The sequence below is a fragment of the Algicola sagamiensis DSM 14643 genome, assembly GCF_000374485.1.
GTDB lineage: Bacteria > Pseudomonadota > Gammaproteobacteria > Enterobacterales > Alteromonadaceae > Algicola > Algicola sagamiensis.
The window spans coordinates 143,610-166,531 of record NZ_KB894496.1 but is presented as its reverse complement, the minus strand read 5'-3'; the positions used below and the strand labels follow the sequence as shown (position 1 = coordinate 166,531).

The window sequence follows — 22,922 nt, the reverse complement described above, 5'->3', positions numbered from 1 at the left end:
CAGGCATGGCTAAAAAAGCAAAGAAAAAACGTACTCCAATTTCTGATGGACCGGAGTGGACCTTTGATTTACTTCGCGAATATGACAAAGAAATCAGCCGTGTCGCGGAGTTCTACCGACTCGATACTTACCCGAATCAGATTGAGGTGATTGCTGCGGAGCAAATGATGGATGCCTACTCCAGTGTTGGCATGCCCATCGGCTATCAGCATTGGTCATATGGCAAACGCTTTATTCAAACTGAACAAGGATATAAACGTGGGCAAATGGGACTCGCCTATGAAATTGTCATTAATTCCGACCCGTGCATCGCTTACCTCATGGAAGAAAATACGATCACAATGCAAGCCTTGGTGATTGCCCATGCCTGTTATGGTCATAATTCTTTTTTTAAGAACAATTACCTATTTAAAACATGGACTGACGCCTGCTCCATCATTGATTATCTTTTATTTGCCAAAAAATATATCTCCGATTGTGAGGAGCGCTATGGCGTTGAAGACGTTGAGCGCTTACTTGATTCCTGTCATGCGTTAATGAATTATGGCGTTGATCGATATAAGCGACCCCAAAAGATCTCAATGGAAGAGGAGCAACGACGCCAACAAGAACGTGAAGATTATCTTCAATCACAAGTCAATGAGTTATGGCGAACCATTCCGAATGCACCCAAAGATGAAGGTGTTGAAATCCCAAGATTTCCACCCGAGCCACAGGAAAATATTCTGTACTTTATCGAAAAGCGAGCACCACTCCTTGAGCCTTGGCAAAGGGAAATCGTCCGTATTGTTCGCAAGATTTCTCAGTATTTCTACCCACAAAAACAAACCCAGGTGATGAACGAGGGCTGGGCGACATTCTGGCATTATACAATTTTGAATCATTTGTATGATGAAGGGTTAGTGACTGACAGCTTTATGATGGAGTTTTTACAAAGCCATACCAACGTTGTCTACCAACCTCCTTATAACAGCCCGTATTACAATGGGATCAACCCATATGCACTTGGTTTTAATATGTTTATCGATCTTCGACGGATTTGTGAAAACCCAACCGATGAAGATAAAGAGTGGTTCCCGGACATCGCAGGGTCAAATTGGCTCGATACACTGCACTTCGCGATGGAAAACTTCAAAGATGAGAGTTTTATCAGTCAATTTCTCTCACCAAAGATCATTCGTGACTTTAAGTTATTTTCTATTTTGGATGATGATACCCAAAGCCATCTAGAAGTGACTTCTATTCACAACCAAGAAGGATACAAGTACATCCGTCATGCATTATCCTCACAATATAACTTGAGTAATCGGGAGCCGAATATACAAGTCTATAATGTGGATGTCCGTGGTTCTCGAGCGTTAACGTTACGCCATGTCCCCCATCAACGTATTCCTTTAGCAAATAGCTCCGAAGAAGTCTTAAAACATCTGCATTATTTGTGGGGATTCGATATCATCTTGGAAGAGCAAACAGACGAAAGCTCCATCAAAGTGATTGGACAATGCCCTGTAAAAACGAAAGAAAAAGAAAGTGATACCATTTGACACTACTTGCTGACTTTTTTATAAATTGAGTGTGCATCAGGTTGTAGAGCACACTCGATTCACTTCAAAATTAATATAAGAAAATATATGCTCACACCTGTATCCTTAACGTGCCTAGTTGCATTGACGACAGGCTTACACATCCGTGCAGAATACGCAAAACAATACACACAAATCTATTGCTTCAAACCCCTGACAACCGGGCTCATCATTCTTCTTGCGAGCCTTTCGTTTGGTTTAGATAATTCTTATTCACTCTGGGTCATCCTCGGGCTGTTTTGTTCGATGTTGGGTGACTGTTTTTTGATGCTCAAAAGCGAGAGGTTTATCGCCGGACTGGTCAGCTTCTTTCTTGCACATTGCGCTTATATCATGGCATTTTCAACCCGATTTGACGTCTTTGGGCATTGGACTCAGCTCAGCATGCTGTTGGCTGTTGGGCTTCTCGTATACCATTATTTATGGCCGGAGATTGAAGGACTACGCTCCGCGGTTGCAGCTTATATTTTGTCAATCGTCTTGATGGGATGGTGCGCATTCCTTGCCTTTTTTGCAACGCCAAATACGCAAACCTTGATGATGGTTCTCGGGGCAGTCGCCTTTATGATCTCAGATGCAACCCTCGCGGTGAATAAATTCCGTGTCCCCTTCCCTGCTGCAACTGCCGTGATCATGCTAACTTACTTTTCAGCCCAGTGGCTGATTGCGAGTTCGATTTAGAGAATGATGATTGAAGGATGAATAGGCGAGCACATGATTGGTGCTCGCTGAATATGAAAAGAACAGAGTTTATTCTTCAATAATGTCCATTTCTTTGATGAGATTATCCGCTTGATGCACATGCTCCATCAGCCAAAGAACATAGCGAATATCTACGTGGATAGCACGAGTGATTTTCGGGTTGAAATACCAATCTTTGGTGATAGATTCATAGGTGGAATCGAAATTTAATCCAATCAACTCTCCACGGCCATTCATGACTGGTGAACCAGAGTTTCCACCCGTGGTATCAGCACTACTGAGGAAGTTGACTGGTACCGAGTTAAATTGGTTACTAGGTACATAACAATCAACGAAAGTACATAGCCAGCTGTCTTCTTCTGGTTTTTCCAATAACTCACGATAGTACTTACCAAATGCTTTTCTTTCATAGGCATCAACAATATTCTGTGGTGCATTGAAAGGAACTTTATTAGTATTTTTCGCGACTAGCCCACGTAAAGAAGTGAATGGGGTTTTATAAATGCCATCCGCAGCAGGATAACCATCAACGGTTCCATAAGTGACACGCAATGTGCTATTTGCATCTGGATACACTGGCTTGCCCAAGCTCTCATTGTACGCAATGATTGCTTTCATATAGTCTGGACGGATTTGAGCAAGTTGGCCTTTGATTTCTTTCCGAGCTGTTTCCTGTTTCATTTTCATGTCGTACAGTTTTACGGCTAACATGATGAACGGATCTTTCGACTTCTCGAATTCAGCAACAGACTTATCCAGCCAATATAGACGGCCATTCGTCAACGATAGCTTGGTGTTGTCATAAAATGGCAGCAGTTTTTTCTTAATATAAGCCGCAGACATAGACGGGCGGACACCCAGCGTTTTGATGAATTTCTTTGTTTCTTTTGAAGGATTTTGCAGTGCATTTTTCAATGATGCCGCCCAAATCGTCACATCGACTTCTGGGTGATACTTTTTCTGCATCCGCTTGAGTCTGCCTTCAAACATTTTCAAATCGCGATCCTGATAACCGATTTCTCTTGCCGCATCTGGCTTCGCGCGTTCTTTGGCGAATCGATATAAGCGTTGTGCAGCGTAAAGTACATCACTATTTGTTGCTTGGTTAATGTAAAAGTCTTTCTTACGCTGAGTTTGGTATGCATCCAGTTGTTTCTCTAGCGCATGATAGGTCTTTACATAAGCGGCGCGGCTCTTCTCTTTTTTACTCCATTTCAGAAGTGCACGCTCCTGATCTCGCTTAATGCCAACGATATCAGTTGCTTTAAAACCATCCAGTAGTCCTTGGCGTTTTTTGAGGCGATTATTGATGCTTTTTTCAGTTGAAGCGTAAGTGACCTGAATTTCTGGAAATCCTTTCCCTGTGACTGCAATGGCTTTTAAGCTTCTTTTGTAATGGGCAATTGCTTCTGGATAAGCCCAGCTCTTCGCATATTCAATCTCTTTTGCTAATTTATAGCGGCTGGTCCGACCCGGGTAACCCGCAAGTAAAATACCATCACCTTTTTCAACACCTTTTGCATTGACCTTCAGGTATGACTTTGGTTTGTATGGGACGTTGTCTTTGCTAAATTCTGCAGGCTTTCCGTCTTTACCCACATATCCACGGACAAATGCGTAGTCTCCTGTATGACGCGGATACTCGAAGTTATCGATATCCCCACCATAGTTGCCTATGGATTCTGGTGGGGCATAAACCAATCGAACATCACGGATGATCAGCTGTTTTAACAAGAAGTATTCCATGCCGTGGTGGAATGCTTTCACGCTACAACGATAATTTTTATCTGTTTCACACTCAGCAATAATGCTTTTGCGGTTATTCTGAATTGCTTCGTAGCGTTCTTTACCTGTGAAAGACTTATCTATCTTGAGCACACGCTTTGTGACATCACGAACTTCTTCCGTGATATAAAGGCGTTCGCCTGCGCCTGCTGGCAACTCTTCCTGCATCGTTTTCGCTAAAAAGCCGTCTTTGATGAGGTTTTTACGTGCAGTACTGTTATTTTGGATCGCCCCATATGCACAGTGGTGATTGGTCACAACCAGTGCTTTTGGAGATACGAAAGAAGCGGAACAATAGCCAAGACTCACAACTGCATTGAGTGGATATTTATCCAAATCCGCCACTTGTTCTGCGGGAAGTTCAATACCAACCCGGTCAAACTCCGATTGGAGCCCTTTTAATTGATGAGGTTGCCATTGCCCTTCATCCGCCTGAACCGACCCAACGGTTGAGAATAAACCAGCAAGTAGCGCAATTTTATTTATTTTCATTCTGCTTCTATTCCATCGGTAATACTTGCGCTCCATTAAAGCACAGTCTTTTTTTATAATCGACCTTCTGTGGTGCATTGTGCAAAAATATGCGGTGACTGGTGAACGAATCAAATAATGCGCTTTATTCTCCCCATCGTTTGGCTTATCCTCTGTGCTTTCTTGTCAATGGACTGGCGCAGCAAACAATGACTCAATCTCGCACCATGAAAATTCTACATACGTCGGACTGGCATCTTGGCCGATTTTTCCACAACATCTCTTTGCTGGATGATCAGCGACATATTCTCAACCAGCTCATTCAGATACTTGAACAAGAGCAAGTTGATGTGCTGATCATCGCGGGTGATATCTATGACCGTTCAGTCCCACCGGCCGCAGCGGTCGCATTATTGGACGATATTCTGAATGACATTTGTGGTCGAATGAATATTCCTGTTGTCATGATATCTGGTAACCATGATGGCGCACAGCGAATGGGGTTTGCGGCTGCACAGCTCAAACATGCTGGACTGCATATTCTCACAGATATTGATCAGATCAATGTGCCTGTTACGATTCAAACAAACACAGTTGCAGTCGATATTTTTGGTATTCCATACCATGAACCCGATCAGGTCAGGCACATCTTTCATGTCGATGTTTCAAACCATGACGAAGCACATACATTTTTGGTCAACCATATCAAGAAGAATAGTCAGAGAATTCGACCACAAATTTTGATCAGTCACTGCTTTGTCGATGGTGCTGAGTCCTGTGATTCAGAGCGCCCTTTGTCTATTGGTGGTGCAGATAGTGTTCGCTATGAGCCAATGGCGGACTTTGACTATGTCGCTCTTGGCCATTTACATCAGGCGCAGTACAAAGGAAAAGATCATATTCGTTATTCTGGTTCCCCACTGAAATACAGTTTTTCCGAGCAGCATCACAAAAAGGGTTTCACAATTGTCGAATTTGATAGTCAAGGCTGCCAAAAAATCACACAACATGCTTTATATCCTTTGAGAAACGTTCGCGTTCTAGAAGGTAAACTTGCTCAGATCCTCGAAAGCGCATCTTCTGATGAACATATTGATGACTATCTCATGGTTCGATTAACTGATAATCAGGCTTTATTAGATCCCATGAATCAACTTCGTGCCGTTTACCCAAATGTGTTACACCTGGAAAAAACGGGCCTTATGCACACAAGTCGGCAAGCACAATTTCATCCACTGCAAAAACGTGACGACCTAGAACTGTTTCGCAATTTCTTTGAGCAGGTTGCTGGGCAAAGTCTTTCTCATGCGCAGGAAGAAGCGTTACAGGAAACATTCAAGCAGCTCAAGCAAGAAGGAGAAGATGCATGAAGCCCTATCATCTATCTTTACAAGCATTTGGCCCGTTTCCTGAGCAAGAAGCTATTGATTTCACCCGTTTAGGACAGCACCCTCTATTTTTAATCAATGGTGCGACAGGTGCGGGTAAAAGCACCATCCTTGATGCAATTTGCTTTGCGCTGTATGGCCAAACGACCGGGAATGAGCGAGATGGCATGCAGATGCGATGTGATCAGGCAAACTCAAAGATGACGACGGAAGTCACGCTGGTATTTGAAATAGCTGGCCGCCTTTTCAAAATAAAACGCTCTCCAATTCAAGAAAAAGCAAAATCTCGTGGAACAGGGACAACTCAGGTCGGTGCAAAAGCGCAACTCTGGCAACTCGAGGATGATGGTACGGAGAAAACGTTAATTGTTGCAAAGAGTGTAAGTGAAGCAAATCAGGAGATCCGCAACTTAATTGGCTTAGATGCTGCGCAATTTCGTCAGGTCATGGTCCTCCCACAAGGAAAATTCCGAGAATTACTCCTGGCTGATTCCAAAGATCGAGAAAAAATATTCAGTCAGTTATTTCAGACCCAAGTTTATGCCAGAATTGAATCTCTTCTAAAAGTCAAAGCCGCAGATATCAAAAAAGCGGTTGAGACTTATCATCATCAACAGTCAGGCATTCTACAAAGCATTGCATTACCCGATGAAAATGCGCTCAATGACGCATTGAATGCACTCAAGCCAGAACATGAAATAAGCAAACGTCATAAAGCGTCTGCACTCTTCGCTTTTCAGCAATCAACCTCTCGGTTAGAGCAAGCGAAACACACCTTATCAAAATATGCTCAGCTTGATGAGTATCAAACAACTTTACAACAAAAACAGTTACAAGCCGGACATATTCAACAAACGCAAATGAGGCTTGAGAAGATCCAAAGTGCGTTACAGCTCCTGCCCAAATATCAACAAATCCGCCAGCTTGACCAGGAAAACCTTCATTTAAAACAATCATACGAGGGGCTTTTATTGGAACTTGAAGCAGCAATGCAACAAGCTTCATCGACAGTCAGTCAATTGGAACAGGCAAAAATAAATGCCAATCAGTTACCAGAACTTGAAAAACAGTTGATACAGGCAACATCCATGATGCAACAAGCTGAACATCTGGATGAAAAAGCCAAACAAGAACAGCAATATAAAACACAGTTAGGCCAAAGCGAAAAAGAAGTTCAACAACTGGAAGAAACGCTTCATACATATCAATCGCAAGCAATGCGCTTCAACGATCAACTGATAGAGGCAGAGAATGCAATTGCTATCTTACCCGGTGAATCGCTCAAGCTTGAAGCACTGGTTGTTCATATCAAACAAAAAAAAGAATTAGAAAAACTCAGGCAACAGCAGAAAGACGCTCGGCACAATATTCAAAAAGCGACAGCACAGTTACGCCAGCAACAATTGGCGATAGAAGAAGCATCCCGCCATTGTAAACAAACAGAAATGAACTGGCATCAAAGCCAGGCTGCCCTACTTGCCGAACAGTTAGAAGACGATCTCCCCTGCCCCGTTTGTGGCAGCAACGTCCACCCTGAGCCGGCACAAAGAAATCAACATACGTTCACGACAAAGAGTCAGGTCGATGCAGCACGAGAAACCTTAAAGGCCTATGAAGAAGCAGAGCGGCAAAGCCTGATAGCACTGAAATCACTCGAGTCGCAAGACAGCCACTTTCAGCAAGATATTGAGAGACGCTTATCTCAATGTGGAGAAAGTGAAACACCGTCCATTGAGACATTGGCGCAAGAAAAGCAGCAGATCACAGAAAAAATCCAACAGCTTCAATTGCAAGGTGATACCAAGGACAGTTTATGTCGCCAGCTATTGACAAATCAGCAGCACATAGACACCACGACACAGCAAGTAGAAGCAAGAAAACAACAACTGGAACAGTACAAAATCTTACACTATAAGCTGTCATCTGAAGTCACCACGCTGCGTAAACAACTACCAGAGCAATACCAGAACAAAGTGCAGTTCACACAGCATGTTTCTCAACTAGAGCAGCAAATTAAACATTACAAAACAACGCTGGAGCAAGCAAACCATGCCCAGCAACAAGCAGAAATCTGTGTCGAAAAGCATAAAGCGAATCTCGCGTTGACCGTTGAGAATTCCAAGAAAACGGCCAAGCGCCTGAACCAGTGCCAAGCAGACTGGCAAAGTGCATTAGTGAACTCTCCTTTCAATGACGAAGTGGAGTTTTTCACAGCAGAGAAAGATTTCATCAATCAGGAGACCCTCCAATCAAAAGTTGATAACTACAAACAAGTTTGTCAAAACCTTCAAGGGGCTGTTAACTCACTCACTGAAGGATTAAAGAGTATCCCCAAACCAGATATTGCTATTTTTGAAACAAACCTTGCTGAGCAAGAGGCGATATTACTCAAAGCCCAACAAAACTGGGAGCAAGTTGACGCCCGTTTACACCAGTTAGAGCAAGTGCAACACCACCTCAATGAATTGAAGAAAAAGCATACCAAGCTTGATGCAGAATATGCGATTTATGGGACCCTCAGTGACATTGCAAATGGTGTCGCTGGCCAAAAAGTCAGTCTGCAACGGTTTGTCCTCAGTGCCATTTTGGATGATGTGTTGCAACAAGCTTCCATCCGTTTAAAACACATGAGTCATGGTCGATATCAGTTGATCCGCAAAACAGACAAAAGTAAAGGAAACAAGGCCTCAGGGTTAGAATTAGAAGTGGATGATGTCTACACCGGAAAACAGCGTGCGGTTGCAACGCTTTCTGGCGGTGAGTCTTTTATGGCTGCATTGTCTCTCGCGCTTGGTTTGTCTGATGTTGTGCAATCGTATGCAGGCGGAATACAACTCGATGCCTTGTTTATCGATGAAGGCTTTGGAAGTTTAGATAGTGAAGCGCTGCAATTGGCAATTCAAACACTCATTGACCTCCAATCAACAGGCCGGATGATTGGTATTATTTCTCATGTGTCCGAACTCAAAGAGCAAATGCACCACAGAGTTGAAGTTCAACACGCAAGGCAAGGCAGTCATATTCAACTTATCACACCCTAGTTGAATATCGTAAGAATTGAATATCATAAGACTCGAATTGATGTGGAAAGCGGAATAAATTACTTGTTCATTGAGCAATTTACTTGAGATGCCCCAAATGCCTTCTATAGTTGGGATCACTTGAATAAAAAAGATAACAATCATGCGCTATCCATACCCTAGTAAATCATTGAACATGCCATACAAGCTACTCCCATTATCAATAGCAATCGCATTGGTCAGTAGCCCGGCTATTGCTGACAACAATGTTGACGTCAAGCTCACACCGGGTCCAACCTTCACGACCAAAGATGGGCGTTTTAAAGCGAAAATTATTGGTTTTTCTCAGATAGAGGGAGCATATCATGATGATGAAAAGTTTGATCATCCCAATGGAACAAGCCTGAGAAGAGCTAGATTAGGTATCAAAGGAAAGATTGATAAGAAGTGGGGATACAAGTTTATCTATGAGTTCGGCAACAATGCAAAACAAGAGATTCAAGATGTTTTTCTGACTTACAAAGTATCACCATCTACAAAGCTAAAAGTTGGCCAATATAAGGAGCCTATTGGGCTTGAGTGGCAAACAGGCGCTCCCAACTGGACATTTATGGAGCTGCCCCTATTAACAGCGATCACCCCAAGGCGTTCAATTGGGGCTGGTGTGAAGTATCAACACCAGGATTTTCGAGTTGATTTAGGCTTTTTTGGTGAAAATAATAATAAATCACGTGCTGATGAAGAAGGAAAATCCGTTGACCTGCATACGAGTTATCGGTTTATGAATCAAGGAGACTCACATTTTCACCTTGGTGCCAGCATGAGCTATCGTACACCGGATGCGGAAACTAATGCGCTGAGCTTTAAAAGTAAACATGAAACAGCCACAACAACAAAACCGACGCTTAATTCTGGTGCAATTAAGGATATCGATAATGCGATCCTGCTCGGTATTGATACATTGTGGAAAATGGACCAATTCTTGATCCAAGCCGAATATATGACCAACAATGTCGAAGTGAACAAAAAAGATGATTTGAAGCTTAAAGGTTATTATGTTGCGACTGCCTGGATGCTAACCGGAGAAAGTCGACCGTTTCACTTCGGGAAGTATACCTACCAGAAACTGAAGCCAAATCACGCTGTGGGACATGGTGGCAATGGCGCTTTAGAGCTCGCCTTCCGTTATGATCACCTCGACTTAGATGACGAACACCTTCTTGCAGGCACTATGAAAAAGTTCACTTTAGGGATGAACTGGTATGTAAACAAGTCCATTAAGTTCAGTGTGAATTTATCGAAAGCAGACTCGAACGAGCACGCAGCAATTGCGAACGATGAAACAAAAACACTAGCATTGAGAGCACAATTTGCTTTATAAATGAAAGGGGCTGATAACGCGTTTATCAGCCCCTAATTACAATGACGTTTTACATTTCGTGCAGTATTATCGCAAACACGAACCTGTTGAAAATATTTTACCCAAATATTCACTGAGTCTTCGCTTGGTGTTTTCTCTTTCCAGATACGCTTGAGCCAATACACAGCATCTTCTCCTTCGAGGAGTTTGTGGAGCACTGTTAACTTTCGTTGTCCAGCACTATCACACTCAAGGAGCCAGGTCTCTTCTTCGTAAGGGATGGGGGTTGAAGCTTCAAAGAGCCGTTCCGTCATTTGTTCACAAGCACCTCTGGCAACAGATAAATCGCGGCGTTTAAACTTTTCGATGGAAATCTTCGTGAGTAACGGCATAATCGTCGTCACCAATCGATCGCCGGTATCTGGGTTATGCCAAATGGTGGTACGCACATGTTCATTTTGATCTTGCTTTGCGCGCCATGGACCTTCTGGCAGAGGTTGAGGCTGCATAAGCGCCTCACCTTCATAGTCGTTTGATGTTGACATGCACCCAGTGACAAAACTGATGACGATCACAGGGAATCCTAGCGTTTTCATGATTGTCTGAAACACATGCCCACCTTTTGGTTTTCTTTGTTTAAGGACTTGGGAACGTATACAGCTTATGGATCCGATCGATTTCGTCCAAAACATCCTGACTCAGGGTCAGATCAACTGAATCAATATCTGTTTTGAGCTGCGCCATTGTCGTCGCACCGATAATATTGCTCGCCAAAAAGGGTTGCATATTGACAAAAGCTAGCGCCATTTGAGCAGGATCCAAATCTGCATTCTTTGCAAGGTTTACATAAGCCTCTGTGGCCGATTGTGCCTTCTCCCCCAAATAGCGACTAAATCGTCCATATAAGGTCAATCGAGCATTATCCGGTCTGGCTCCATTTAAGTACTTACCACTTAAAGTCCCAAATGCTAATGGCGAATACGCTAAAAGCTCAACCCCTTCGCGGTGAGCAACTTCAGCCAAAGAAACTTCATAAACACGATTTAACAAACTGTACGGGTTTTGGATCGTCACCACCCGTGGCAATTCATGGCGTTCAGCATAACGTAAGTATGTCATCACACCCCATGCCGTTTCGTTTGATACGCCAATATAACGAATTTTGCCCGCTTTTTGTTGTTCCGCCAATGCTTCAAGTGTCTCTAAAATCGGAGTTGGTGCGAGATCCTCTTCATAAGGGTAGCTCAACTTTCCAAAATAATTCGAACTTCGATGTGGCCAATGAATCTGATATAAATCAATATAATCCGTTTGTAAACGCTCTAAACTGGCATCAACGGCTTGTTGGATATTTCTGCGGTCATAGCGCATCTCCGGACGAATATATCCAACGCCAGAACCATCAGGCCCCGCAACCTTTGTCGCAAGGATCATTTTCTCTCTTTTGCTGGGATTTTTCAGCCAACTTCCAATATACGCTTCCGTTCTTCCTTGTGTTTCTGGACTTGGTGGAACTGGGTACATTTCCGCCGTATCAATGAAATTGACGCCCCGCTCCAGCGCATAGTCTAACTGTTGGTGCGCGTCTGCTTCCGTGTTTTGTTCCCCAAAAGTCATCGTTCCTAGACAGATACGGCTGACTTCTAAAGACGTATGCGGGATTTTTTTATATTTCACTTTCTATCTCCTTTTTAGCCGAATAAGCTCTTCAATTTATCTTTGAGCTTTTGCTTTGGAGATTCAAGCTTTTTCTTCATGAGCTCAGAGAGTTGAGAGTCGGACTTTGAGATTTGCTTTTCTAAATTATCGAGAGAGCCAACCTCTGACTCTAGTCCTTTTTCATGCGGCAATACTTGTTGATTGAGGCGCGCCATCACATCGCCCTTTACCTGCGCAACATTTTGCGACAACATGCTCGATAATGTACCTTGTAAAACTTTATCCAGACCAGATTTCACCTCTAGTTGCGGGGATTGCAACACACCTGTAATACCTAAATCGAAATCTGCTTTTTCTTGTTGATTGACTGTCTTCACCAACGATTGTAACAACTGCCCACTGGAGTCACTCTTGATTTTTGGTCCTTGGACTGATGCAGAAATATCTTGTTGAAGCTGTTCCCCTTCAATGGTTCCTTTTCCATCAAATGAAAGGATCCCATCTGTCAGTGCTAATTTATCCGTTGTGTTCTGCGCAAGCTTGGATAAGTCGAGTGATTCTAGTGCATACTGCATTTTGCCTTTAAAAATATTTTTCTGACTCCAGTTAAACGCAGCCTGACTCTTTGCAGAACCCGCCAGTTTATCCCCTAACCAGGTGATCTGACTGTCCTTTCCGATGACGGCATGCGCATCAGTAATATCAGAGAGCGTAATTTGCACTTGCCCACCAGCAACTTCGCCTGAGATTTCACCCTTTTTAAGCCAGTAGCCGATTGCAGGCTTTGCACTTGCTGTGCTTGCCTCCGATCCAGGCTCTGTCGCTCCTTTCGAAGAAAACCCTTGGATGAGTTGAAGCGCTTGGACAATATAAGGTCGGAATTTTTCGCCAACGAAGGCACTTGCCAGATTCGCAATATTATCTTGGTTGGTCGGAATCAGCGGTTCGATTTTATCCCAGTCCTGTTTTGGTGCGTCTTTCAGGACTTGATAGCTATCTTGGATCGCTTTTTTACTCTCTTTAATTTGCTTTTTCAAACGACTGATCAATGCTTTATCATTCTTGACTTTATCTTTCAGTGCATTGAGCTTCTTTTCTCTTTCTTTAAAGTCCGAAATGGATTTTACTTTTCCTTTGAGGATCTGGTTGAGTTCTTTCTCATACTGCTTCAGCTTGGCTTCATCTGGTAAATTGTCCTTGAGTGATTCCAGCTTTTGTTTTTCTGCTTCGTAGATTTTCTTAAAGTTTTCCGCAGCCTTCGGAGTTTGCAAATCAGCCTTTTCTAGCAGAGCCTCTGCACTGAGTTGTAAATCATCGAGAGACATTTGTGATGTAGATGACTCCTCAATTTTCTGAGGTGCACGAAACACTTTTCCTGGGGTACCTCTGGGTTTATCAAATGCAATCCCTGTTGCCTTCAGATTATCGATAATATAACTGCCTTTGATTGCAGCGAGCAATTCAACATCTGCTTGTGCCTGACGAAGCTGGACTTGGTTATGCGATGGTTTTCCCGGATCAGTCAGCGCAATTCCTTGATATTGCACACCAAAGGGAAAAAGAGATAAACTCGCACTATCAATATTGACCTCTGCCCCTGTTTGTTGCTCCAGTGCGGTGATTGTTCCTTTCTTTAATAAGGTATCTGCAAAAAGAAAATATGCTGCAACCACAATAATCACAAGCCCAAGTAAAATACGTATCAACCATTTCACCATGAAAAAACCCCTTCAACCGGCCGACTCACTTCAGCCATTTATTCATTTTTTAAAAGAAAAGAGTGTTCGCAGAATGCAGGATAGGATGAAAAACACCCCGAATAGATAGATCTGGAACAAAGGATCACGCCAAACACTATTTTGGAGCGCTTTCATTGAAAATTCAAATCATTAAGTGCAATTCGCAAGAATAGCGTTTTTAACTTCTCAAAATATGCATATAAGACAATTTTCTTAAGATGAGTATTTGTTCTGATAGTTCACTAAATTTTTAAATAAAAAATATGATTCATATCAACTTCTTTACTAGCTGAAACTAAAACCAAAGAATTAGTTTCAGTTTTGTGTACTAGTATTCATTAAGTACGTAGTCTCTTTTGGTACTTAAACACACTTTGTCAAAGAGCCTAAATTCAAGGAGTATCGCATGAATGGTGAAGTTTGGTTTTATGAACCGGATCATGAAAATGGTTACTTATCAAATTTCTCATCGCACCCAATTGTACTCGGCGACAACACTTGGCCGACCAGTGAACACTACTACCAAGCGCAGAAATTTATGGACCCGGAAATCCAGGAAGAAATTATGCGTGCCGAAACGCCTGAAAAAGCGTTCGAGCTTAGCCGAAACTATGCAAATCAAGTGCGCTCTGATTGGTTGTTTATCCGTTGTGATGTGATGAAGTATATTGTCTATGAAAAATTTAGGCAGTATCCGAGCCTGATTCACTTACTTGTCAGCACTGGCGATAAGCCCATTAAAGAACATTCCAAAAGTGATGGCTTCTGGGGAGATGGTGGCGATGGTACTGGGCGAAATGAACTCGGTAAAATACTCATGGAAGTCCGGGAACACTTTTCCCAACAGGAACCTTTTGATTTGATCCATTATGTGGATCACGCAAAACTCCCAACTCAATATGGTACATTCATCATGTATGGCTTTCTGGATCCAAAAACTGGGAAAGATCATGTCGCGCTTTGTTATGGCAAGCCAAAAATTGGGGAGCCTGTTCTGATCCGCCTTCATTCCGAGTGTTTAACAGGTGATGCACTATTCAGTGCACGCTGTGACTGTGGATTTCAGCTTTCCAAGGCATTGGAAAACATTGTCGAAAATGGAAGTGGCATCTTACTTTACTTAAGACAAGAAGGTCGTGGCATCGGGTTGCTGAACAAAATTCGAGCGTACCGTCTGCAAGATGGCGGTGCTGATACCGTCGAAGCAAATGAGCAACTTGGGTTTGAAGCAGATATGCGTGATTATACTTTTTGTCGTGGAATGCTCAGTTTTCTTGGTGTCAGTGAGGTGAAGTTGATGACCAATAATCCACGCAAAGTAAAAGCATTAACGGATGTCGGGATCAATGTTGTGGAACGGGTTAAGCTACAAGAAGGATATAATGAGCACAATGCCCACTATATCAATACCAAAGCTGCGAAACTGGGGCATATGTTTGATAAAAGCCATATGAATCTTAAAAAAGCAGAGTAGTTACGGTTTTTGCAGATAACTGGTCGCCAAAACTAGGTATTTTGTGGTCATGTATGGTTCAAGTAAGAAGCACAAATTTGTGCTTCTTACTTAGGGATTGTTGATCTTTCTGAAATGAACGCTGTTACCGCTGAAAGATCAGCAGATCCTAGAAAGTAAATACAATTGCAAAGCTCAAGAGCTTTGCGTCTACCTGTATCGGCTGCACTTCGTTTTCAAAATCCTGCCAATTGATATCAAATTTCATCGCAGCAGATGGGTGAAAGTCGTAACGCACACCTATCGTATATATCTGTTTATCCTGATTTGTATCCTGAATGATTTTTGTGAGCATATCTAATTGTTTTGCATCAAATAACGGGTGCGAAGACTTCGATTGATACAATTCAAGGATTGATGTTTTAGGCTCCACATCAAAGCCTTCAAACGTAATATGCGGCATCCAATCGCCGATGCTATACCCCAAAGTGAGGTAATATGAAAGTGGATCCGTAAATATACTATCTTCGATGACAGATTTCGTGACCTCTGATACAAACAAAAGCGACTCGGACTCGTATCGAAGGGAAATCCCATAAAACTCACCTTTCTCTCTATCTATATCAATTGCGCTGGCCATATCCTGAAAGTCGGGATGAACCATTCGAGGTGGCGCTGTTGGTCCTGGTGGTGCCGAGGGTTCACACATCGCACCAGCGACTGAACCACGACTTGGCGCTAATGGCGCTGGGGGTCCAGGTAAACATGCCACAAATGCATCTATTCCTGGCGCAAAAACCGGGGTTAATGTCATTTTTGCACGAAAATAAGAGACGCCTATACTCCATTTATCCCAGGAAATTCTCTCAGAGAAGCCAACAAGCCAAGGTAAATCAACAGGGCCTGGTGGGATCGTATCTGAGACCTGCCCCCAAATAAAATCAAAATCACTCTCAAACTGTCCAATTTGATGGCTAAAAGTAAGATCAATACCATCTAAATTTTTAAAAACTGGTATATAGACAACTTGTGGTGGGCGAACCCAATGATAAGCATACCCGACATCGATATACTCACTATAATCAAAGAAAGGGGTTCTCAGTTTACCAAATTTGAAGGACCAATGATTATCAATCAGATAAGTAAGGTAAGCCCATTGGAACTCCACATCATTATCTTCCATCCCAACAGCAATCGCTTGAACAGTCGCACTTAAGTTATCAGCTAAGTTTGCCGTAAATTGCAAGCCAAATAGAGATTCGTTCTTAAAGTTAATATCTGCATCGTCCATGCCATAAGGTTTATCGTTATCAAGGGACGATTTCGCTACGACTTGGCCAAACCCACTAATATGAACATTTTCTACCGCATAGGATCGAACTAAAAATAGACACAGAAAAAGTGCCACCATGGCCTGATTTATGGCTATCATGGAGTATCTCCTGTATTCGCGCACAAATGATTTTTATTGCTGCTTCGCACTGAGTAAAAGAAGCATTGACAATAAGATTAGCTCAAGCCATTGAAACTGCGAGTAATGTTCTCTTTAAATACAATTTTGATTGCTGACAGTCATGCACTGTAAAATTCTGGAAAGAGGATGACTCAGGTATGTTTTTCTTTCGAAAATGCACGCTGTGACTGCTGAAAGCTCAAAAGTCTCTAATCATTAAATCGATAACAGTTTTTACCACTGGCCTTCACTTTATACATCAGTGTATCTGCAACTTTGAGAAGCTCCGTTGCATCACGGCCGTCTTCAGGAAACATTGCAATTCCGATGCTTGCACCGATAATCGATTCACAGGTTGATAGTTGGTAAGGTTCTTTCACTGTTTCCAATACTTTTGACACGATTTGTTCAACTTCTCGCCGATATCCAACGTTGGCTAAAAGCAATACAAATTCATCCCCACCAAATCGTGCGACAGTATCTGATTTACGGATCGTTGTTTTAATTCGTTCTGCCACTTCAATGAGAAGCTCATCCCCAACATCATGACCGTAGGTATCGTTCACAAATTTAAATCCATCCAGGTCAATAAAGCATAAGGCCAAGGTTTGCTTCCCACGAGCATGAATACCAACCGCTTGTTCTAGGCGATCTCGAAGAAGAACACGGTTTGGCAATCCCGTTAAATCATCATGGGTTGCAATATGCTTCATTTTCTCTTCGACTTCGCGCCTGAGTGAAATTTCTCGATGAAGCCGTCGGTTCCAATACAGGATGATCCAGAAAATCACAACAATCACACCACCCGCTTGTAACCCGACTTCCAATACGCGCTCAATCGAGTAGCCTTGTTCAATACGAACCTGCTTCCAACGCTTATAAATCTGGCGGATATCATCTTCAGGTATACTGGACAGCAACTTATCTACGATAGAACGGAATTCAGGCCAATCCCGACGAACGGCAATCGCATTCTGCTTCGTCTCCATATCCTCTGGGATGGACAAGTCAAAGCCTACATACTGATGTTTGCGAATTAGAAATGCCAGCGCTTCTAAATTTTCGATAAATCCAACGACTATTTCTTTATCAACCGCTTTAATGCCTTCTTTTAAAGACTCCACCTGATACAACTCTATTTCTGGAAACTGATGCCTGAGGTATTCTTCGACTGCAAAATTACGAACAACAGCAACTTTCTCGCCAGACAGATTTTCTAGACGCGAATATGTACTTCCCTCTGCTTTTGTGAGCATCGCATCTGGCGCTTCCCAATATGGCTGTGTGAAAGATAAAAATGGTTCAGTTCGTGAAGGAGAAGTATTAAAAATCATATCCACTTCTTTTTGTTCCATCGCCTGTAACAGTGCCTGCCAAGAATCATATGTTAGGATTTCAAATTCCGCTTCCAACTTACTCTCTAATAATTTAGAGAATTCCAAAGTTATCCCATCAAAATCTCCTTTCGCATTGAAATATTCGTAAGGAGGCCAATTCGACATCACACCGAGTCGGATTTTAGGGTGGGCTTCTAACCAATCCAGTTCAGATTGCGTCAGATGAAACTTAATATTCTCTTCGCTAAAATAACGATGTTTGGGATTTGGGATCCAGCGACGCTCTATGGTTGAAAGCTCACGAATCGATAACCGCTCGAAACCACTCTTGATTTCAGCTGCGAGCTTTTCATTTTTGGGATCAACAACCGCAAAGAGACGCGTTTCATATTTCGGGGACTCCATAACCCGAAAGCGCTGTTGAAGATGTCCTTGGAACAACAAATACTCGGTGAGATTTGTCGGTCCGATAAAACCAGTGATCTCGCCCGCAATCGTGCTTTCTATCATATGAATATAACTGGTGTAATATACAAGTTGTACATCAGGAATCGTTTGCCGGATCTCAGGCAAAAATGGTGAAGTCTTGATGACACCAATGCGACGATTGGCTAATTCTTGTGCCGTATGGATCCCCGACTCTTGATTGATAAACAGTCGATAGAACAGTGAATAGGTATGCTCGGTCGGTTTTAAGCCAATCCCTTCAACCACTTCCTCATGAATTGCAATATGAATATCCGCGCGCTCATCTTTGATCGCATTCACCGCATCTTCTTCTAAAAATGGAATAAATGAAACTGGGATACCCGTCACACGCGACCATGCTTTCCAGATATCAACAAATAAACCAATAGCCTCTCCATCCGATGCAGAGGTCATGTAAGGTAAATTATCTTTGCTCACCGCTAGAATGAGCGATTTTCCCTCTTGTCCCTTGGTAAACCATTTCGACTCAATTTGTTTTTGTAGCTCCTTCGGGATCGCACGAAGTTGATTATTCAACCATTTTTGTCTTGTAAAATCTCCTTTTTTCACCGAAAAAGAAATGTAGTCTGCTTGGACTGCCAGACGCTTCGATATGGGGAAGTTTCTCGTGAGTTTCAACCATAGGGGATCTGTTTGTCGCAAATCCATTTCTAAAAAGGCCAAAATATCACGCTGTAGGGCCGCATGGTGAAGGGTAGAACGGGTTGGAAACTGACGGATTGACTGCCTTTCCGGTAAAGATTGAACCAGCTCTGAGTTTAGCGTTGAAGTCGTTATACCAATCTGAAGTGGTGATAGCTGGTTAAGTTTATTAATCCCAATCAAGTCTTTATGTAGGTAAATACTGTAATATACAGGGAATAACGCATCACCCTGCTCTCGATCTTCGTCAAGGCTAACAGAGTGTGGCTCGCCCGCTATAAAGCTAATTTTGCCCCGCTTAAGTAACCGATTCACATCCTTCGGCTTCACGATCACAAATTCGATCTCGTGTCCATACAAGAGCGCCCATTGCGTCCAAAGATCCACTAGTGCACCTTCTGGCTTTCCTTCCTGGTTCACGTAATGAAAAGGTGCGAAGTCATCATAGATCGCAATTTTAAACTGCTCAGCAGCCACGCCTGCATGGATCCCCATCAGGCACATGATGATCAGAGAGCAAAAACGTTGTCGTAAGTTCTTATTCACAATGGATATGCCAGTCATCTCTGGTTATCATACAAGCCATTGAACAAACCTGGACAACAAGCTTTAATCTTTATGCTGTATATCGGTTGCCCCATGTGGTCACAATCAGTTTGGAAAGGTACGCTATTTTCGAGCCATACCTCAAGCCAAACGTTTCTATCCCAATACGCTTCGGTATTTAACAGTGTAGAAGGAAATACAACCTTTTACGCAACTCCGAAGCCCGAAACTATCGAAATGTGGGCATCACAGATCCCAGAATCTTTCCAGTTTACTTTCAAGATCCATCAATCATTTACCCACGAATGTTTACTTCACTGTGATACAGACCAGATTTTAGAGTGGCTGGAGCTTTTCTCTGCGCTGAAAAACAATATCGGTTCATTTATTTTTCAACTCCCAAAACGTTTTTCTCCTGCGGATGCTGAACGACTTTTTCTTCATCTGGAGCAATTTTCAAACTTCAAACTTTCTGTTGAGGTTAGACACCCAGACTTTTTCGACAAAGGACAGCACGAAATCGCCTTCAATCGTACATTACGTGATTTGGGTGTCGAACGCGTGATCATGGATACACGGGGTGTTTTCGCTGCAAAACCAGAGAGTGAGGCTATTATTGACGCACAGCAGAAAAAGCCAAGGCTCCCTGTTCATGCTGTAGCCACGACAAATTCACCGATTGTTCGCTTCGTCGGTCATCCAGATTTAACCACTAACCGCGATATCTACGCACCCTGGCTAAAAAAAGTCAGCCAATGGCTGAGTGAGGGTAAAACGCCCTATCTGTTTTTCCATACGCCAGATAACCAGTTCGCCCCACAGCTTTGCCGACAGTTTTTACAGGATTTAAAGGTCGATCATCCAATTTTGGCACTTTGGGAAGGAGAAAAAGAGCATCAGATGCAAGGAGACTTGTTCTCGTTCTAAGCAATTTTTGCTAAAATGCGCCGAATTTTTTGTGTAATTAAATGATCTCAGTCTATGAATAGCGGTACAGACACTATTTTTTCTAAGGAACTTCAGGTGGTCGAAGACTTTTCGTTTGATCAATCTGTGGTTGAAGTATTTCCAGATATGATCCAGCGCTCTGTGCCTGGATATAAAACCATCATTAGTACGATTGGTAAAATTGCAGGTCAGTACGCGCAAGACAATTCGAACGTTTATGATCTGGGTTGCTCTCTTGGTGCTGCAACCCAATCCATGCGAAGTACGATCACCGCTGACAATTGCCAAATCTTTGCCATAGATTTGTCAAAAGATATGGTTGAACGCTGCCGCATTCACTTAGACGGCTTTAAGTCGGATGTGCCGGTGCATGTATCACAGGGTGATGTCATTGAAGCAGATATCCAAAACGCCTCCATTGTTATCTTAAACTTCACGCTCCAGTTTATTCAACCCCATGAGCGAGATGCCCTGATTACCAAAATTTATCAAGGGATGCGAGAAGGCGGTATCTTGATTGTTTCTGAAAAATTGGTTTTTTCTGATCCACATAACCATGATCTATTGACTGAGCTACATCTTGATTTCAAACGCGCACACGGCTACAGCGAACTGGAAATTTCACAAAAAAGAACCGCGCTTGAAAATGTGATGATCCCGGACTCGCGTGAGGATCACTACACACGTTTCAAAACAGCAGGCTTTACTCATGTTGATACTTGGTATCAATGTTTTAATTTCTGTTCCATGTTCGCGATAAAGTAATCATCATTCATCAAAACAACAAGACATGAAAGCATTTAACGAATTTTACAGCCTGATTGCGCAAAATCGTCTCGCCCACTGGTTGGAGACATTACCTAGCGATCTCAAATCCTGGTATGCTGAAGCACAACACGGTGATCTCAAACACTGGCAGAAGGTGATTGATAACCTGCCGAAAGCGACACCTTCCGTCATCGACATCAAAGAAAGTGTGACATTTGGGCAATCGGATGATCTGACTGAAGGTGAACAAAAACGGACCATCGCATTACTCAAAAAGCTCATGCCATGGCGCAAAGGCCCTTTCCATATACACGGCATCCATATTGATACTGAATGGCGCTCGGATTGGAAATGGGACCGCCTCATTCCCCATATAGAGCCACTCAAAGGTCGATATGTACTGGATATCGGGTGTGGCTCTGGCTACCACCTATGGCGAATGCGTGGTGAAGGCGCAGAATTTGTCGTCGGTGTCGACCCTTCTCAGCTGTTTTTATCTCAGTTCCAGGCCATCAAGCATTTTCATCCAGATAATGGCGTTCACCTTTTACCACTTGGTGTTGAGCATTTACCAGAGCTGAATGCGTTCGACACGGTTTTCTCTATGGGTGTCCTTTACCATCGTCGTTCGCCGATTGATTTTCTTGCTCAGTTAAAAGCACAGCTTCGTCCTGGTGGACAGCTCGTTCTGGAAACTCTGGTCATTGAAGGGAACGAATTCGAATCATTGGTTCCTGATGATCGTTACGCCAAAATGCGAAATGTCTGGTTTATTCCAAGTTGTGCAGCATTAGAACAATGGTTGAGACGGGTCGGATTTAAAGATATCCAAGTCGTTGATTTAGATAAGACGAATCTGCAAGAACAACGCAAAACCGAGTGGATGGAAAACGAGTCTCTTGAGGACTTTTTAGATCCAAACGATCACCGTAAAACCATTGAAGGCTACCCTGCTCCACTGCGTGCAATTATTACAGCAACGAAGTAAGCTTTGTTCCGTCAGTTATTACTTTTCAGTATCTGGCGGACAATACTTTCTCTGGAGATAAATAAACTGCGCAGCGATGATCAGAGGGGGTATCACAGCAATATAAACCGCAGTTTCATCAAAAATATATCCGACACCTACAGCAGCTACTGCACCACTAGCGCATCCTAAGTAAAACCAACGACCAAAGTGAAAACGACGATGGCGGATGGTTCGTAGGACGAGTTTCCATAGGATCACCATGGCGTAAACACCCGCAATATCTGTCACAAAAAGCGGCCAGGCAAATCCACCTTTGAATTTATCGAGTGTATAAGGCGGCGTTACCAAGCCCCCAACAACCAGTACGACCAATACAATGGTCGCAATTGTCAGGTAGATCGTCACTGGACCGATAAGCATCATGGCTTCCAATGCCAAGACCCCTCTTTTTAACCCTGGGGAAATCATAACCTTTTCATCATCATGAAGCTTTTATTAAACAATAGTCCATTTCTTGAAAGCAATTGAATGCTCTCTTTCACAAAACTTTATGTAATAGCGGTAGTCTCTATTTTTAGAAGTTCCTTCCATAAGGCTCCATACTGAGTA

The 22,922-nt window shown here is 42.8% G+C and carries 16 protein-coding genes and 1 pseudogene; 10 read left to right on the top strand and 7 right to left on the bottom strand.

The window, feature by feature from the left end:
* The first annotated feature begins 5 nt into the window (after window positions 1-5).
* Both C505_RS0111065 and C505_RS0111060 read left to right on the top strand, forming a co-directional pair.
* Window positions 6-1,544, top strand: a complete 1,539-nt coding sequence (locus C505_RS0111065) for a SpoVR family protein (protein ID WP_018692676.1) — start codon at window positions 6-8, stop codon at window positions 1,542-1,544.
* Window positions 1,545-1,631: 87 nt separating this feature from the next.
* Window positions 1,632-2,264: a lysoplasmalogenase gene (locus C505_RS0111060; protein WP_018692675.1), complete on the top strand. Its 633-nt coding sequence runs from the start codon at window positions 1,632-1,634 to the stop codon at window positions 2,262-2,264.
* Between the two features lie 69 nt (window positions 2,265-2,333).
* Here the strand turns inward: C505_RS0111060 and C505_RS0111055 are convergent, their stop codons facing one another.
* Window positions 2,334-4,562, bottom strand: coding sequence for a S46 family peptidase (locus C505_RS0111055; RefSeq protein ID WP_018692674.1), 2,229 nt, complete (start codon window positions 4,560-4,562; stop codon window positions 2,334-2,336).
* Between the two features lie 101 nt (window positions 4,563-4,663).
* Between C505_RS0111055 and C505_RS0111050 the strand changes: the two genes are divergently transcribed.
* The 3 genes from C505_RS0111050 (at window position 4,664) to C505_RS0111040 (ending at window position 10,330) form a co-directional block, all read left to right on the top strand.
* Window positions 4,664-5,911, top strand: a complete 1,248-nt coding sequence (locus tag C505_RS0111050; protein ID WP_245556353.1) for an exonuclease SbcCD subunit D — start codon at window positions 4,664-4,666, stop codon at window positions 5,909-5,911.
* A complete protein-coding gene (locus tag C505_RS0111045; protein WP_018692672.1) occupies window positions 5,908-8,970 on the top strand; it encodes an AAA family ATPase in 3,063 nt (1,020 codons plus the stop codon). Before C505_RS0111050 ends, C505_RS0111045 begins: the two co-directional genes overlap by 4 nt.
* 142 nt (window positions 8,971-9,112) lie before the next feature.
* Window positions 9,113-10,330: an OprO/OprP family phosphate-selective porin gene (locus C505_RS0111040; RefSeq protein ID WP_018692671.1), complete on the top strand. Its 1,218-nt coding sequence runs from the start codon at window positions 9,113-9,115 to the stop codon at window positions 10,328-10,330.
* Between the two features lie 32 nt (window positions 10,331-10,362).
* Here the strand turns inward: C505_RS0111040 and C505_RS0111035 are convergent, their stop codons facing one another.
* Genes C505_RS0111035 through C505_RS0111025 form a run of 3 tightly spaced genes read right to left on the bottom strand, consistent with a single transcriptional unit; the run spans window position 10,363 to window position 13,686 of the window.
* Window positions 10,363-10,920 (bottom strand): hypothetical protein, encoded by a 558-nt coding sequence (locus C505_RS0111035; protein WP_157368972.1) that lies wholly within the window; start codon window positions 10,918-10,920, stop codon window positions 10,363-10,365.
* Window positions 10,921-10,945: 25 nt separating this feature from the next.
* Entirely contained in the window at window positions 10,946-11,986 is a 1,041-nt protein-coding gene (locus tag C505_RS0111030; RefSeq protein ID WP_018692669.1) for an NADP(H)-dependent aldo-keto reductase, read from the bottom strand.
* 14 nt (window positions 11,987-12,000) lie between these two features.
* Complete coding sequence (locus C505_RS0111025; protein ID WP_018692668.1) at window positions 12,001-13,686, bottom strand: TIGR03545 family protein; 1,686 nt, start codon at window positions 13,684-13,686, stop codon at window positions 12,001-12,003.
* Between the two features lie 427 nt (window positions 13,687-14,113).
* Here C505_RS0111025 and C505_RS24895 point away from each other — a divergent pair.
* Both C505_RS24895 and ribA read left to right on the top strand, forming a co-directional pair.
* Window positions 14,114-14,533 (top strand): annotated as a pseudogene (locus C505_RS24895) (NADAR family protein); the annotation flags it as partial.
* Window positions 14,525-15,181 carry a GTP cyclohydrolase II gene (ribA, locus tag C505_RS24890; RefSeq protein ID WP_051090604.1) on the top strand — a complete coding sequence of 219 codons (657 nt, stop codon included), beginning with the start codon at window positions 14,525-14,527 and terminating at the stop codon, window positions 15,179-15,181. The pseudogene C505_RS24895 and the gene ribA, both read left to right, overlap by 9 nt.
* A 148-nt stretch (window positions 15,182-15,329) precedes the next feature.
* Here ribA and C505_RS0111010 read toward each other — a convergent pair whose 3' ends face one another.
* Window positions 15,330-16,592, bottom strand: a complete 1,263-nt coding sequence (locus C505_RS0111010; protein WP_026317894.1) for a hypothetical protein — start codon at window positions 16,590-16,592, stop codon at window positions 15,330-15,332.
* A gap of 230 nt (window positions 16,593-16,822) precedes the next feature.
* Window positions 16,823-19,645, bottom strand: a complete 2,823-nt coding sequence (locus C505_RS0111005; RefSeq protein WP_083938325.1) for a diguanylate cyclase domain-containing protein — start codon at window positions 19,643-19,645, stop codon at window positions 16,823-16,825.
* Window positions 19,646-19,720: 75 nt separating this feature from the next.
* On the opposite strand from C505_RS0111005, the gene C505_RS0110995 reads away from it, so the two are divergent.
* The 3 genes from C505_RS0110995 to cmoB are packed head-to-tail and all read left to right on the top strand — an operon-like array spanning window position 19,721 to window position 22,331.
* Window positions 19,721-20,554, top strand: a complete 834-nt coding sequence (locus C505_RS0110995; protein WP_018692664.1) for a DUF72 domain-containing protein — start codon at window positions 19,721-19,723, stop codon at window positions 20,552-20,554.
* A gap of 54 nt (window positions 20,555-20,608) precedes the next feature.
* A complete protein-coding gene (cmoA, locus tag C505_RS0110990; protein ID WP_018692663.1) occupies window positions 20,609-21,340 on the top strand; it encodes a carboxy-S-adenosyl-L-methionine synthase CmoA in 732 nt (243 codons plus the stop codon).
* Between the two features lie 25 nt (window positions 21,341-21,365).
* A complete protein-coding gene (gene cmoB / locus C505_RS0110985; protein ID WP_018692662.1) occupies window positions 21,366-22,331 on the top strand; it encodes a tRNA 5-methoxyuridine(34)/uridine 5-oxyacetic acid(34) synthase CmoB in 966 nt (321 codons plus the stop codon).
* Between the two features lie 18 nt (window positions 22,332-22,349).
* Here cmoB and C505_RS0110980 read toward each other — a convergent pair whose 3' ends face one another.
* Window positions 22,350-22,781 carry a hypothetical protein gene (locus C505_RS0110980; RefSeq protein WP_018692661.1) on the bottom strand — a complete coding sequence of 144 codons (432 nt, stop codon included), beginning with the start codon at window positions 22,779-22,781 and terminating at the stop codon, window positions 22,350-22,352.
* Between the last annotated feature and the right edge of the window lie 141 nt (window positions 22,782-22,922).